Origin of the sequence: Streptomyces sp. 4F14 (genome assembly GCF_048159485.1) — a bacterium.
Classification (GTDB): domain Bacteria; phylum Actinomycetota; class Actinomycetes; order Streptomycetales; family Streptomycetaceae; genus Streptomyces.
In genome coordinates this window covers 139,853-152,627 of record NZ_JBLRVY010000001.1, presented here as the reverse complement: position 1 = coordinate 152,627, position 12,775 = coordinate 139,853, and the positions used below count along the sequence as shown (strand labels likewise).

The following is a 12,775-nucleotide window of genomic DNA, read 5'->3' as shown; positions in this document are numbered from 1 at the left end:
CTCTGGTGGGTGCCGTGTGCACACGGCGGCTCTCCGGGGTGTCAGGAGAACCCCGGAGAGTCCAGAACTTCGATGAATCGACCGGATTGCGAATTAGCCGTGGCTCGGGAGTGAAAGAGTCGACTAGGGATTTCCGTAGTCCCGCGCCGCAAAACTGGGGATTTCCGTAGTCCAGGGCACAGGACGGACTCTTGACACGCCCTCCCTGTGACCCAGGTCATGATCGATAAATATGCCGTCCCCGGGTCCGGCACTGTTCAGGATTTTCGGACTGTGAGTCGCAACACCATTCACGAATGGCGAGCGGGGTGCCGCTTCGCGCAAACCACTCCCCCTCGAAGATCGAATACTCCCCATGAGCTACCCCGGGCCCCTGCGCCCCGGCGTCCACCATCACCGCCGGATCCAGCCGGTGTCACCACCTGAGCAGGTAGGTTTGGCTCACGGGGTGGTTCGACAGCTACTCAACCGGGTAGGGGCGCACGGGAGTTGGCGGCCGGGGCGGCGTCAACCGGTGACCCGTGTCACCCCATGCCGCCTCGACCGCCGTTTCCATCCATTCACGGAGTTTTCGCTTCCGACGTGTAACGGATGCACCAAGAAAGCGTGTTAATGTTCAACGGATCGCGTTAACCTTCAAGAACTCCCCCCGCACCCTTTTGAAGGATCGTCAACTTCCACGGTACTCCGCACACCCGCCGCACGATCCGTCAATTCCTCAGGTACGGGACCCACCTTCGTTCGATATCCTCCCCTCCCGGACATGAACTACGTGAGGTCACGTGTCACACAGCCCCTTGCGCGGCCGATCACCGGAAATGAGCCTCATACTCCAGACAATCGCCGAAGCGGAGTCCAGCCGCGGCGGCGTGATACTCGTCTCAGGAGACGAAGGTTTCGGGAAATCGCGCCTCGTCCACGAGGTCGGCCGCATCGCCGAGGAGCGTGCGTTCCACCTCGTCCACGCCGGCGACGGGACCTTCCCGCCGCGCACCGACGACCGCCCCACCCTGACCGTCCTCGACGACCTGCACACCCAGACCGACCAGACCCTGCTGCGCCGCCTCACCGCCGACCTGGCCTCGCTGCGCCACCGCCCGCATCTGTGGCTCCTGACCCTGCGCGACCAGGCGTGCAGCCTCGACGTGCACCGTTTCGTCCGGGCCCTCGACGACTGGGGGTGCACGCGCCTGACCCTGGGCCGGCTCTCCCCCGACGCGGTGCAGGAACTCCTCACCGACATCCTGGGCGCCGTCCCCGACGCCTCCGTGACGGCGCTGGCCGCGGAGGCGGCGGGCCACCCGCTGCTGACGACGGCGCTGGCGACCGGGCTGCGCGAGGACGGCCAGGTCCGTGTCGTGGGCCGGCAGGCCGCCCTGACCTGCACAGCCGTGCCCAGGCGCCTGCGCTCCACCGTCACCTGCCTGCTCAGGGAGCAGGGCGAACAGGTGCGGGAGATGCTCAGGACGGCGGCCGTCCTGGGCCCGGAGTTCAGCCTCGGCGAACTCTCCGCGGTCCTCGCCGACGTCCCCGCCGTGAACCTGGCCGCCCTCGTCCAGCGGGCCGTGGACGCCGGGTTGCTCGACTGCCACGACGACGGCCGGCTCGCCTTCCGCAACGAACTCCTGCGCAGGACCGTCGTGGACGGCACCGCGCCCGGTGTCCGCCAGATCCTCATCGACGCCGTGTCCGCGACCGACACCGCCACCGCGCCGGACCCGCCCCGCGAGGAGAGCGCGGCGATCCTTTACGCGCGCGCCGTCTCGTTCCTCGACGAGGGCCGCACCGAACAGGCGCGGGAGGTGGCGATCGCCCTGTTCCACAACCGTGCGGCGGTCGAGGACTCCTCGGGGCAGGCGTTCGCGCTGACGATCCGGTCCGCCTGCGCCCGTCTCGACGGCCTCCCGGCTCAGGCGCTGCGGCTGAGCCGGGAGGCCGCCTCGGTCGTCCCGCCCGGCAAGGCCGATTTCATGGACGAGCTGGTCACCAACTCGGTCGCGCTGGAACTCTCCCTGCTGGGCGAGCCCGCCGAGGCCGAGCGGCTGCTGCGCAAGGCGGAGTGCTGGGCGGAGCCGTCCGGTCCGCCGCCCTCGGGACTCGCGCTCACGGCGGTCGCCGCCCGGCTGCTGAGCCTGAAGGGCGATCACCAGCGGGCCGCCCGGTGGATCGAGTCCTCGATGGGCGAGGTCCGCAAGCCGGACGGCACACTGCTGCCGCTGGCGACGACGGTCCAGGCGCTCGCCGCCCTGCGGGAGGGCGAGCTGCGCGAAGCGGAGAAGCTGATGGCCCGCCGGCACCAGGAGCCGCTGGCCGCGCATCGCGTGTTCTGCGCCCAGCCGGAGTGGGTCGCCCTCCAGATCGCGGCGGAGCGGCACGGCGCCGCGCGCGCCGTGGAGCTGCTGGGCCATCAGTACGCCGGTCTGGTCACCGGGCCGCTGCTGTTCACGGAGGAGCCGGGGGCCGCCGCCTGGCTGGTGCGCACCGCGCTCGCCGGGCACGCCCCGCACCTGGCCGAGCAGGTGGTCCGTACGGTCCGTACGCTCGCGCACGACAACGCGGACTACGCCCCGCTGAACGTGTCGGCGCTGCACGCCGCCGGTCTGCTCCATCACGACGAGGGCGCTCTCGCGCGCGCCCGCCGGGAGCACCGCTGTTCCTGGGCCGCCGCGGGGGCCGCGGAGGATCTGGGCATCCTGCTGCTGGGCCGGGGCACCGGCGACAGCGCCGCGCTGCGGCAGTTCGTCGCGGCGCGGGAGCTGTACGAGGAGGCCGGGGCGCTGCGGGACGCGGCCCGGATGGCGGCGCGTCTCGGGTCGGCCACGGCGTCCTCAGCGCGGCCCGCGGAAAACCGACCGGTCGGTCCGGAACAGGGGCTGACCCACTCCGAGCGGGCGGTCGCCGAACTGGTCGTGCTGGGCATGACCAACCGGCAGGTCGCCGGGAAGCTGCACCTGTCCTCGTACACGGTCAACTACCACCTGCGGAACATCTTCCGGAAGTTCGGCATCAAGTCCCGGGTGGAGCTGGCGCGTTGCTACCAGGCGGGCGCCTCGGCCACGGCGCTGCCCCGGGGCGGCCGCCCCGAACTGGCGCTGCGCCACAGCGCCCGGCCCGCGTAGTACGTCCCTCCCCGCAGTACACCCCTCCCCGCACGGAAACAGGTGACGGTCATGCCCGCGAAGCCCCCCGCCGACGTCCCCCCTCTGAGCCGGGCGGCCCGTCTCGTCGCGGAACTGTCCGCGCGCGACCCGCAGTACCGGGCCGCGATGCCGCTCCCCTCGGTGCGCGAGGCGGTCCGCGAGGCCGCGCGCGACCAGGTGCTGTCGCGGACGGTGGCGACGGTCATGGAGGGGTACGCCGACCGCCCGGCCCTCGCGCGGCGCGCGACGACGCCCGTCACGGACCGGGTCACCGGGCGGACGTCGCTGCGGCTGCTGCCGGAGTTCACGACCGTCACCTACGGCGAACTGTGGGCGCGGGCCGGGGCGCTCGCGGCCGAGTGGGCGGCGCACCCCGGACTGCCGCTGGCGCCCGGGGACTTCGTGGCGGTCTACGGCTTCACCAGCGGCGACCACGTCACCGTCGACCTGGCGTGCCTGCGGCACGGGGCGGTGTCCGTGCCGCTCCAGACCGGGGCACCGCTCGGCCAACTCGCCCCGATCCTCGCGGAGACCCGGCCGAAGGTGCTCGCGACCAGTCTCGAACTCCTCGACCGGGCCGTGGAGTTGGCACTGTCCGCCGAAGTGGCCCCGCGGCTGGTCGTGTTCGACCTGCACCCCGAGGCCGACGCGGAGCGCGAGGCGTTCGAGGCGGCGTCCGTACGGCTGACGGCCGCCGGGCACGCGGCCCCGCTGACCCTCGACGAGGTCGTCGAGCGGGGCCGACACCTGCCCCCGGCCCCGCTGTTCGCGCCCGCTCCCGGCGAGGACCCCGTCCGGCTGCTGATCTACACGTCCGGCTCCACCGGCACCCCCAAGGGCGCCGTCCAGACGGAACGCATGCTGCACCGGGCGTGGGCGGGCGCCGTACCGATCCCGGACGACGTGGCGTCCCTCGTCGTCAACTACCTTCCGCTGAGCCATGTCGCGGGCCGCTCCTCGCTCGTGGAGACGCTGCGGCGGGGCGGCATCTCCTTCTTCACCGCGCACAGCGACCTGTCGACCCTGTTCGAGGACATCGCGCTGGCCCGGCCGACGGCCCTGCTGTTCGTGCCCCGGGTCTGCGACCTGCTGTTCCAGGAGTACCAGGCCGAAGTGGCCCGGCGCGCGGGCGAGTTCGCGGACGGCGCGGCGCTCGAAGCGGCCGTCCTGGAGGATCTGCGGGAGCGGTTCGTCGGCGGCCGGCTCATCCAAGCGCTGTACGGCAGCGCCCCCCTCTCCGCCGACCTGCGCACGTTCATGCGCACCTGCCTCGACCTGCCCGTCCTCGACGGCTACGGCTCCACCGAGACCGGCTCCGTCCTCCTCAACACCCGCGTCCAGCGCCCCCCGGTGACCGACATCAAACTCGTCGACGTCCCCGAACTCGGCTACCACTCCACCGACTCACCCCACCCGCGCGGCGAGCTGGTCCTCAAGTCGGCGACCCTGACGCCGGGTTACTACCTGCGCCCCGAGGAGACGGCCGCCGCCTTCGACGCGGACGGCTTCTACCGCACCGGCGACATCATGGCCGAGGTCGGCCCCGACCAGTACGTGTACGTCGACCGCCGCAACAACGTCCTCAAGCTCGCCCAGGGCGAGTTCGTCGCCCTCTCCCGCCTCGAAGGCGTGTACGTCACCCACCCGCTGATCCGGCAGATCTACGTGTACGGCAACAGCGAACGCCCCTACCTCCTCGCGGTGATCGTCCCGACGGACGAAGCCCTCGGCCGCGCGGATCTCGACACCGCCCTCACCGAGGCCCTCCAACAGGCCGCCCGGGACGCCGAGTTGAACTCGTACGAGATCCCGCGCGCGTTCCTCGTCGAGACCGAGCCGTTCTCGCTCGCGAACGGGCTGCTGAGCGACACCCGCAAGAACCTCCCGCCCCGCCTCAAGGCACGGTACGGCGATCGGCTGGAGGCGCTGTACGAGGAGTTGGCGCGGGCCCAGGAGGACGCGGTGCGCGTCCTGCGTGACGAGGGCGCCGGGCGGCCGGTGTTCGAGACGGTGTCGGGTGCCGCCCAGGCCCTGCTGGGGAGTTCGGCCGCCGACGCGCGCTTCACCGACCTCGGCGGGGACTCGCTGTCCGCGCTGTCCTTCTCGACGCTGCTCACGGAGATCTTCGGGGTGGACGTGCCGGTCGGCACGGTCCTCAGTCCCGCGGCCGACCTGCGCACCCTCGCCGGCCATATCGAGGCGCGGCTCGCGTCGGGGGCGAGCCGGCCGACGTCCGCCTCGGTGCACGGCGCGGACAGCGGCGTCGTACGGGCCGCCGACCTCGCGCTGGAGAAGTTCCTCGACGCGGGCACGCTGGCCGCCGCCGCCCAACTCCCGGCGCCTGACGGACAGTTCCCCCGGACGGTCCTGCTCACCGGAGCGGGCGGCTACCTCGGCCGGTTCATGTGCCTCGACTGGCTGGAGCGGCTCGCGGCCGACGGGGGACGCCTCGTCTGTGTCGTACGCGGCAAGGACGACGTGGACGCGCGGGCCCGGCTGGACGCGGCGTTCGACTCCGGGGACGCGGAACTCCTGCGCCGCTACCGCGAGTTGGCCGCCGGGCGGCTCGACGTCCTCGCCGGGGACATCGGGGCGGAGCGCCTCGGGCTCGCCGAGGAGACCTGGCGGCGCCTCGCCACGGACGTCGACCTGATCGCGCACCCGGCGGCGCTGGTCAACCATGTCCTGCCGTACGAGCAGCTCTTCGGGCCGAACGTGGTGGGCACGGCCGAGCTGATCCGCCTCGCGCTCACGGCCCGCGTCAAACGGTTCGTGTACGTCTCGACGACGGCGATCTCGACGGACCTCGACGAGTCGACGGACATCCGTGAGCTGATCCCCGAACGCCCCCTGGACGAGGCGTACGCCGCCGGATACGGCACGAGCAAGTGGGCCGGCGAGGTCCTGCTCCGGGAAGCGCACGCCCGTTTCGGCCTCCCCGTGACCGTCTTCCGCTCGGACCTGATCCTCGCCCACCCCCGTTACACCGGCCAACTCAACCCGGCGGACGTCCTCACCCGCCTCGTCTTCAGCGTCCTCAGCACCGGCCTGGCCCCGACGTCCTTCTACTCCGGCCCGGGCCCCGCCCACTTCGACGGCCTCCCCGTCGACTTCACGGCGGAGGCGGTCAACACCCTGGGCGCACAACCGGGTCCGACGACGCACCGCACCTACAACGCGGTCAACCCTCACGCCGACGGCGTCTCCCTGGACACCTTCATCACCTGGCTGGAGCAGGCGGGCCACCCCCTCCAACGCCTCCCCCACACAACCTGGTCCCCCCGCCTGGAAACAGCCCTCCGCGCCCTCCCCGAACACCACCGCCCCCACACCCTCCTCCCCCTCCTCCACGCCTTCACGACCCCCCAGCCCCCCACCCCCACCTCGGCGGTCCCCGCCACCCACTTCCGCGAAGCCGTCCGCGAGGCGGGGGTCGGCCCCGACAAGGACATCCCTCACCTCACCCGCGACCTGATCACCAAGTACGCGACGGACCTACGCCAGTTGGGCCTGTGGTAGAGATCCCCATGCGCACCCTGCACATCGTCACCCACCCCGAAGCCACCCACCACATCGATCACGTCGTCGGCGGCTGGCACGACTCGTCCCTCACCCCTGACGGCCTGCGGGCCGCGAGCCGTGCCGCTCACTGGCTGCGAGAGCGCGTCCCCCAGGGCGCCGCAACGGAGGTGTACTCCTCGGACCTCCTGCGCACCCGCCAGACGGCCACCGCGATCGGTGAAGTCTTCGACGTGGAGCCCGTGTTGGACAGAAACCTCAGGGAGAAGTCGTACGGGGAGGCGGAGGGCCGGCCCCAGGAGTGGCTGGAGCAGAGGTTCGTCGTGCCGCCCGTCCGGGGTGACCGACTGGGGCACGACGAAGGGATCGAGGGGGCGGAGACGAAGGGGGCCTGGGCGCAGCGGGTGTACGCCGCCCTGGACTCCGTTCTGGCACGGCCCTGCGCGCATCAGATCGTGGTGACCCACGGAGGAACGCTCACGCTCGTCGTGGCGGCCTGGATCGGCATGCCCGTCGAGAGCGTGGGCCACGTCAGTTTCCCGGTGCCGGTGGGGAGCGTCACGACGCTGTTCGAGGACGACCGCTTCCACAACCGTCAGGTCACCGCCCTCGGCATCCTCCCCTGACACGCGAACGGCGCCCCGGAGAGCCCGGGGCGCCGTACTGACGGCGTGTCAGAAGACGCTCACTCCGTACGCGTTGAGCGCCTCCGTGACCGGCTGGAAGAAGGTCACCCCGCCGCTCGTGCAGTTGCCGCTGCCGCCCGAGGTGAGGCCGAGGGCGGTGGTGCCGGAGAAGAGGGAGCCGCCGCTGTCGCCGCGTTCGGCGCAGACGTTGGTCTGGATGAGGCCGCTGACCGTGCCCTCGGCGTAGTTGACCGTGGCGTTGAGACCGGTGACGGACCCGCTGCGCAGCCCGGTCGTGGAGCCGCTGCGCTGGACGGACTGCCCGACGGTCGCGTTGCCGGCGGCGGTGATGTCGCGGTAGCTGCCGTTGTAGAGGTAGACGCGCCCGTCGGCGGCCGAGGCGTTGGCGTGCCGGATGATCCCGTAGTCGTTGCCGGGGAAGCTGGACCCGGTCCGGGTGCCGAGGGTCGTGCTCTGGCCGGAGTTGGTGTACCAGGTGGAGCCGATGGCGGTGCAGTGCCCGGCGGTGAGGGCGTAGTAGGTGTTGCCGCTGCGGACGTTGAACCCGAGGGAGCACCGCCCGCCGGAGTAGATCGCCTCGCCGCCGGCGATGAGCTTGCTGAACGTGCCGGGTGTCCGGTTGATCTCCAGTCCGCCCGCCCGGTCACCGGCGGCGGCCTTGATCTCGGCGATCTCGGCGGCGCTGACGCTCGCGTCGGCGGTGACGACGACCTTGCCACTGGCCGGGTCGGTGTACCACGCGGTGCCGACGACGTCGGCGGCCTCGACGGCGTCGGTGACCTGCGCGAGCTGGGCGCCGCTCAGTTTCGCCGGCGCCGTGTCGGCCACCGCCGCGGGCACGGTCAGCGCGGACGCGGCGACGAACGCCGACGCGACGGCGACGAGGCGGGCTCTCCTGGACAGGGTGCGGGCAACTCTCACTGTGACCTCCGAAGTGGGGGTTCAGGCCCGTTGGGGTGGCGGACCTGCGGGGTGCACATGCACACGCCGGACCTTGGTTCAGTCATGAGCGCGTCAAGTTTTGACACAGAAATCCTCAACTCCGCCCGGGACGCGGAACAAGCTCAATTTCCGGACGCCCGCCCGCACCCACCCCGAAACCCCGCCCGACCCCAGTCACCCCAAGGCGAATCCCCCCGGGATCCGCCTGACCCACCGTTCACTTATGAGAACTTCCACCCCGTACGCCCCAGGCGCGACGATGACCGATTCGCGCCCTGCCGCTACGGCCCCCGGCGTGCGAGCCGCGGCTCACCGCCAGTCGAACGCGCCCACGCCCTGCGCCTGCTCCGGCGCCTCGGACGCCTGCGGCTTGTCCCACTCCGTACGCCCCATCACGACCTCCGGGTCGAACATCACGATGACCCCGGCGATCAGCAGCAGGATCAGCGGCCCGGCGAGCATGGCCAGCATGAAGGAGAGCAGGTCGGCGGAGGACTGCCCGCCGACGGCGCCGTGCGCGGCGTGGACGCTGACCGCCGACATGCCCGTGTAGTGCATGACGGACACGGCGGCCCCCATGACCAGGCTCGCCCCCATCGTCGCCCACACGGCGCTGATGGAGACGGCGGCCCACAGCGCGGCGGTCGCGGCGACGACGGCGATGACCACGGAGAGCAGGACGACCCCGGTGTCGTACCGGACCTGTCCGTTGAGCTTGAGCGCGCCCATGCCCAGGTAGTGCATGGCGGCGACGCCGAGCCCGGTGACGGTGCCCGCGATGCCGAGGGTGACGGGGCCCGAACCCCGGTAGCCGACGAGGAAGACGCCGACGGAGACGACGGCGATCGCGACGAGGAGGCTCAGGACCGTGAGGCCGGCGTCGTAGCGCATGAGCCTGCCGTTGACGGTGAAGCCGATCATCGCGATGAAGTGCATGGTCCAGATCCCGCAGCCGAGCGATGTCGCACCGAGCGCGAGCCAGCCCCAGCGGCGTTCACCGCCGGTGCGCCGCAGGGAGCGGGTGGTGCAGCGCAGGGCGAGGACGGAGCCGACGCAGGCCATGACGTAGGCGGCGACGGGGGTGACGAGACCGTAGTGGAACTCCGAGAGAGTGGCGGCCATCGGCTTCTTTCAGACAGGGGCGGGGACGGTGAACAGGGCAGGCGAAACAAGCCACTTGACCAATTCCTTCACCATTCAACCACAACTCCGCCGCATGATCGCCGCATTACCCGCCCATATGCCCCACCTCGACGCCTCACCCCGCCCGCGTCCGGGCATACCGAAACAGCCCCCGCGACATCACGCGGTGGCTGAATCAGACCCTTCGAACCCTCACCGCTCCGGCGGCGGAGCCGTGCTCTCCCGCACCACGAGCCGCGTCGGCACCAGCGTCGTCCCGTGCGCGGGCCCGTCGTGCCGCATCTTCCGCAGCACCGCCCGGACGCACAATCGCCCCACCTCGGCGAAGTCCTGGTGCAGCGTGGTCAGCGGCGGCAGGAACGAGGACGCCTCCGGGATGTCGTCGAACCCGATGACGCTGACGTCCTCGGGCACCCGCCGCCCGCTCTCGTGCAGCGCCCGCAGCAGCCCCAGCGCCATCTGGTCGTTGGCCGCGAAGACGGCCGTGCAGTCCTCCCGCGCGGCGAGGTCGAGCCCCGCCCGGTACCCGGACTCGGCCGACCAGTCCCCGCTGACCAGCGGCGGCACCGGCCGCCCCGCCTGCACGAGCGTGTCCCGCCAGGCGTCGGTGCGGCGCTGCGCGGCGAAGGAGTCCTCGGGCCCCGACAGATGCCAGACCGTACGGTGCCCGAGCCCCAGGAGGTGCTGGACGGCGGTCCGCGTCCCCCCGGCCTGGTCGGTGTCGACGACGGTGTACCGCTCGCCCGCGTCGGAGTCGGCGACCACCACTTGGACGTACGGCGGGAGGTTGATCGTCGCCGCGTCGAGGAGGTGCACCTCCATGATCACGATCACCGCATCGACGGCGAGTTCCTCCAGGCGTGTGAAGGCGCCGCGAACCTCGTCCTGGGTCGGCACGGCCACCGGGAGCAGGGTCACCGCGTACCCCTCGGCGGCGGCCGAGTTGGCGATCGCCTCCAGGGTGCGGACGTTCCCGGTGGAGGAGAGGGAGAAGGTGATGACGCCGAGCGTGCGGAACTCGCCGCGCTTGAGGGCACGGGCGGCGCTGTTGGGCCGGTAGCCCAATTCACGCATCGCGTCGAGCACTTGGCGACGTGTCTCCTCGGTCACGCCCGCATAACCATTCGACACGCGCGAGACGGTCTGGGAGGACACGCCGGCGACCCTGGCGACGTCGGCCATCGACACGCTCGTCCGCCTGCCCCTGGTCTCGGCAGGTCCGGACCCCTGTGCCGGGATGCTGTGTGTCGTGTCCATTTTCAACCCCCGGCCTCTTCCTCTCGTCACCTCGGCCACACTCTCCCCCGGAGACCCTTGACCTGCGTCATCGGAGGAGTGTAGACATGCCGCCATCAGATGTTTACGTAAACATAACAGCTCAGGTCTCTTTTTTTGCTGGCTGATGTTTACGTAAACATCGGGGCGGCGCCGCACCGGGAACCACGAGGCGCCGCGGGTTCCATGAGTGGACGAGCGAGGATCGATCATGAAGACGCTGCAACCGCCGGCCGCCGCCGAGCCGCGGCCGGCACCGCCTCCGGCGAAGAAGGACCGCCGTTCCTGGACCGGCTGGGGGTTCATCGGTCCCTTCGTGGCCGTGTTCGCTCTCGTCTTCCTGGCGCCGATCGCGTACTCGATCTACCTGAGCCTCTTCCGCGACCAGCTCATCGGCGGGAACCACTTCGTCGGCCTCGACAACTACACCCAGGCCCTCCAGGACTCCCAGTTCTGGGACTCCCTGGCCCGGGTCGGGCTCTTCCTGCTGATCCAGGTGCCGATCATGCTCGGCATCGCCCTGCTGGTCGCCCTCGCGCTGGACAGCGGCCGGCTGTACGGCAAGAGCTTCTTCCGGATCACGATCTTCCTGCCGTACGCGGTCCCCGCCGTGGTCGCCACCCTGATGTGGGGCTTCATGTACGGCACGAAGTACGGCCTGGTCCGTGACATCAACGACGCGTTCGGGGTCACGCTGCCGAACCTGCTCGACCCCAGCTGGGTGCTCGCCTCCATCGGCAACATCGTGACCTGGGAGTTCGTCGGCTACAACATGCTGATCTTCTACTCGGCGCTCCGGGTCGTCCCGACCTCGCTGTACGAGGCGGCGGAGATCGACGGCGCCGGGCAGTGGCGGATCATCCGCTCGATCAAGATCCCGGCGATCCGGGGTTCGCTGGTCATCGCGACGATCTTCTCGATCATCGGCAGCTTCCAGCTCTTCAACGAGCCGAGCATCCTTCAGCCGCTCGCGAAGAACGCGATCACCACCGACTACACGCCGAACTTCTACACGTACTCGCTGTCCTTCAACGGCCAGCAGCACAACTACTCCGCGACCGTCGCGATCATCATGGGTGTGATCACGATGATCGTCGCCTACGTCGTGCAGCTCCGCGGCATGCGCAAGGGAGCGTGACGCACGATGACCACCTCTGTCACCACCCCCGCGACCGCGAAGAGCTCACCGAAGCTGCGCACCCCGCGCAAGGCGTACAGCGCCGACAAGCCGCGCCGCAGCAAGCTGCTGACCGGCCTGATGGCCCTCATGGCCATCTACACCATCGCCCCCCTGGTGTGGCTGCTGATCAGCGCCACCAAGACCCAGGAGGGCCTGGCCGACTCGAACGGCCTGTGGTTCGCGAAGAACTTCGCCCTGTGGTCGAACATCCACGACACGTTCACCTACCACGACGGCATCTTCGGCCGCTGGCTGCTGAACACCCTGCTGTACGTCGTCCTCGGCGCGGGCGGCGCGACGCTGCTCGCGGTGCTCGGCGGGTACGCGCTGGCGAAGTTCGACTTCCCCGGCAAGAAGGGCATCTTCGCCGTCGTGATCGGCGCGGTCGCGGTGCCCGGTACGGCGCTCGCGGTCCCGACGTTCCTCATGTTCAGCAAGATGGGCCTGACCGACACGCCCTGGGCGGTGATCATCCCGTCGCTGGTGTCGCCGTTCGGCCTCTACCTGATGTGGGTCTTCGCGGCCGAGGCGATCCCGACGGAGCTGCTGGAGGCGGCCCGGATGGACGGCGCGGGCGAGGTGCGGACCTTCTTCCAGGTCTCGCTGCCGCTGCTGGCGCCCGGGATCGTGACCGTCCTGCTGTTCACGACGGTCGCCACCTGGAACAACTACTTCCTCCCCCTGATCATGCTGAAGGACCCGGACTGGTACCCGCTCACCCTGGGTCTCAGCTCCTGGAGCTCGCAGGCGCAGACGATCGGCGGTGACGTGATCTTCAACCTGGTGATCACCGGCTCGCTGCTGACGATCCTGCCGCTGATCGCCGTGTTCCTGCTGCTCCAGAAGTACTGGCAGTCCGGTCTGTCGGCCGGCAGCGTCAAGGAATGACGCCGGCGCCCCCAAGCCCCACAATTGCGCACAAAACGCAG

8 protein-coding genes are annotated in these 12,775 nt (G+C 70.6%); 5 read left to right on the top strand and 3 right to left on the bottom strand.

Annotation, left to right across the window (positions count from 1 at the left end):
* Window positions 1-818 precede the first annotated feature (818 nt).
* The 3 genes from ACLZOT_RS00650 to ACLZOT_RS00640 are packed head-to-tail and all read left to right on the top strand — an operon-like array spanning window position 819 to window position 7,285.
* A complete protein-coding gene (locus ACLZOT_RS00650) occupies window positions 819-3,119 on the top strand; it encodes a LuxR C-terminal-related transcriptional regulator (RefSeq protein WP_416966644.1) in 2,301 nt (766 codons plus the stop codon).
* A 51-nt stretch (window positions 3,120-3,170) separates the two neighbouring features.
* A complete protein-coding gene (gene car / locus ACLZOT_RS00645) occupies window positions 3,171-6,659 on the top strand; it encodes a carboxylic acid reductase (protein WP_416966643.1) in 3,489 nt (1,162 codons plus the stop codon).
* Between the two features lie 8 nt (window positions 6,660-6,667).
* Window positions 6,668-7,285 (top strand): histidine phosphatase family protein, encoded by a 618-nt coding sequence (locus ACLZOT_RS00640; RefSeq protein ID WP_416966642.1) that lies wholly within the window; start codon window positions 6,668-6,670, stop codon window positions 7,283-7,285.
* A gap of 48 nt (window positions 7,286-7,333) precedes the next feature.
* Here the strand turns inward: ACLZOT_RS00640 and ACLZOT_RS00635 are convergent, their stop codons facing one another.
* From ACLZOT_RS00635 to ACLZOT_RS00625, 3 genes are all read right to left on the bottom strand, one after another.
* Window positions 7,334-8,227, bottom strand: a complete 894-nt coding sequence (locus ACLZOT_RS00635) for a S1 family peptidase (RefSeq protein ID WP_416966641.1) — start codon at window positions 8,225-8,227, stop codon at window positions 7,334-7,336.
* A gap of 330 nt (window positions 8,228-8,557) precedes the next feature.
* Complete coding sequence (locus ACLZOT_RS00630; RefSeq protein ID WP_416966640.1) at window positions 8,558-9,370, bottom strand: MHYT domain-containing protein; 813 nt, start codon at window positions 9,368-9,370, stop codon at window positions 8,558-8,560.
* Window positions 9,371-9,583: 213 nt separating this feature from the next.
* Window positions 9,584-10,648, bottom strand: coding sequence for a LacI family DNA-binding transcriptional regulator (locus ACLZOT_RS00625; protein ID WP_416966639.1), 1,065 nt, complete (start codon window positions 10,646-10,648; stop codon window positions 9,584-9,586).
* A gap of 229 nt (window positions 10,649-10,877) precedes the next feature.
* Here ACLZOT_RS00625 and ACLZOT_RS00620 point away from each other — a divergent pair, with 229 nt between their 5' ends.
* Together ACLZOT_RS00620 and ACLZOT_RS00615 are read left to right on the top strand one after the other, a co-directional pair.
* Window positions 10,878-11,804 carry a carbohydrate ABC transporter permease gene (locus ACLZOT_RS00620; protein WP_416966638.1) on the top strand — a complete coding sequence of 309 codons (927 nt, stop codon included), beginning with the start codon at window positions 10,878-10,880 and terminating at the stop codon, window positions 11,802-11,804.
* Window positions 11,805-11,810: 6 nt separating this feature from the next.
* Window positions 11,811-12,734 (top strand): carbohydrate ABC transporter permease, encoded by a 924-nt coding sequence (locus tag ACLZOT_RS00615; RefSeq protein WP_416966637.1) that lies wholly within the window; start codon window positions 11,811-11,813, stop codon window positions 12,732-12,734.
* Window positions 12,735-12,775 lie beyond the last annotated feature (41 nt).

What these genes read in the sequence shown, in the direction of transcription:
- ACLZOT_RS00650 (WP_416966644.1), top strand. Translation starts at nt 819, where the DNA reads ATGAGCCTCATACTCCAGACAATCGCCGAAGCGGAGTCCAGCCGCGGC.
- car (WP_416966643.1), top strand. Translation starts at nt 3,171, where the DNA reads ATGCCCGCGAAGCCCCCCGCCGACGTCCCCCCTCTGAGCCGGGCGGCC.
- ACLZOT_RS00640 (WP_416966642.1), top strand. Translation starts at nt 6,668, where the DNA reads ATGCGCACCCTGCACATCGTCACCCACCCCGAAGCCACCCACCACATC.
- ACLZOT_RS00630 (WP_416966640.1), bottom strand. Translation starts at nt 9,370, where the DNA reads ATGGCCGCCACTCTCTCGGAGTTCCACTACGGTCTCGTCACCCCCGTC.
- ACLZOT_RS00625 (WP_416966639.1), bottom strand. Translation starts at nt 10,648, where the DNA reads ATGGACACGACACACAGCATCCCGGCACAGGGGTCCGGACCTGCCGAG.
- ACLZOT_RS00620 (WP_416966638.1), top strand. Translation starts at nt 10,878, where the DNA reads ATGAAGACGCTGCAACCGCCGGCCGCCGCCGAGCCGCGGCCGGCACCG.
- ACLZOT_RS00615 (WP_416966637.1), top strand. Translation starts at nt 11,811, where the DNA reads ATGACCACCTCTGTCACCACCCCCGCGACCGCGAAGAGCTCACCGAAG.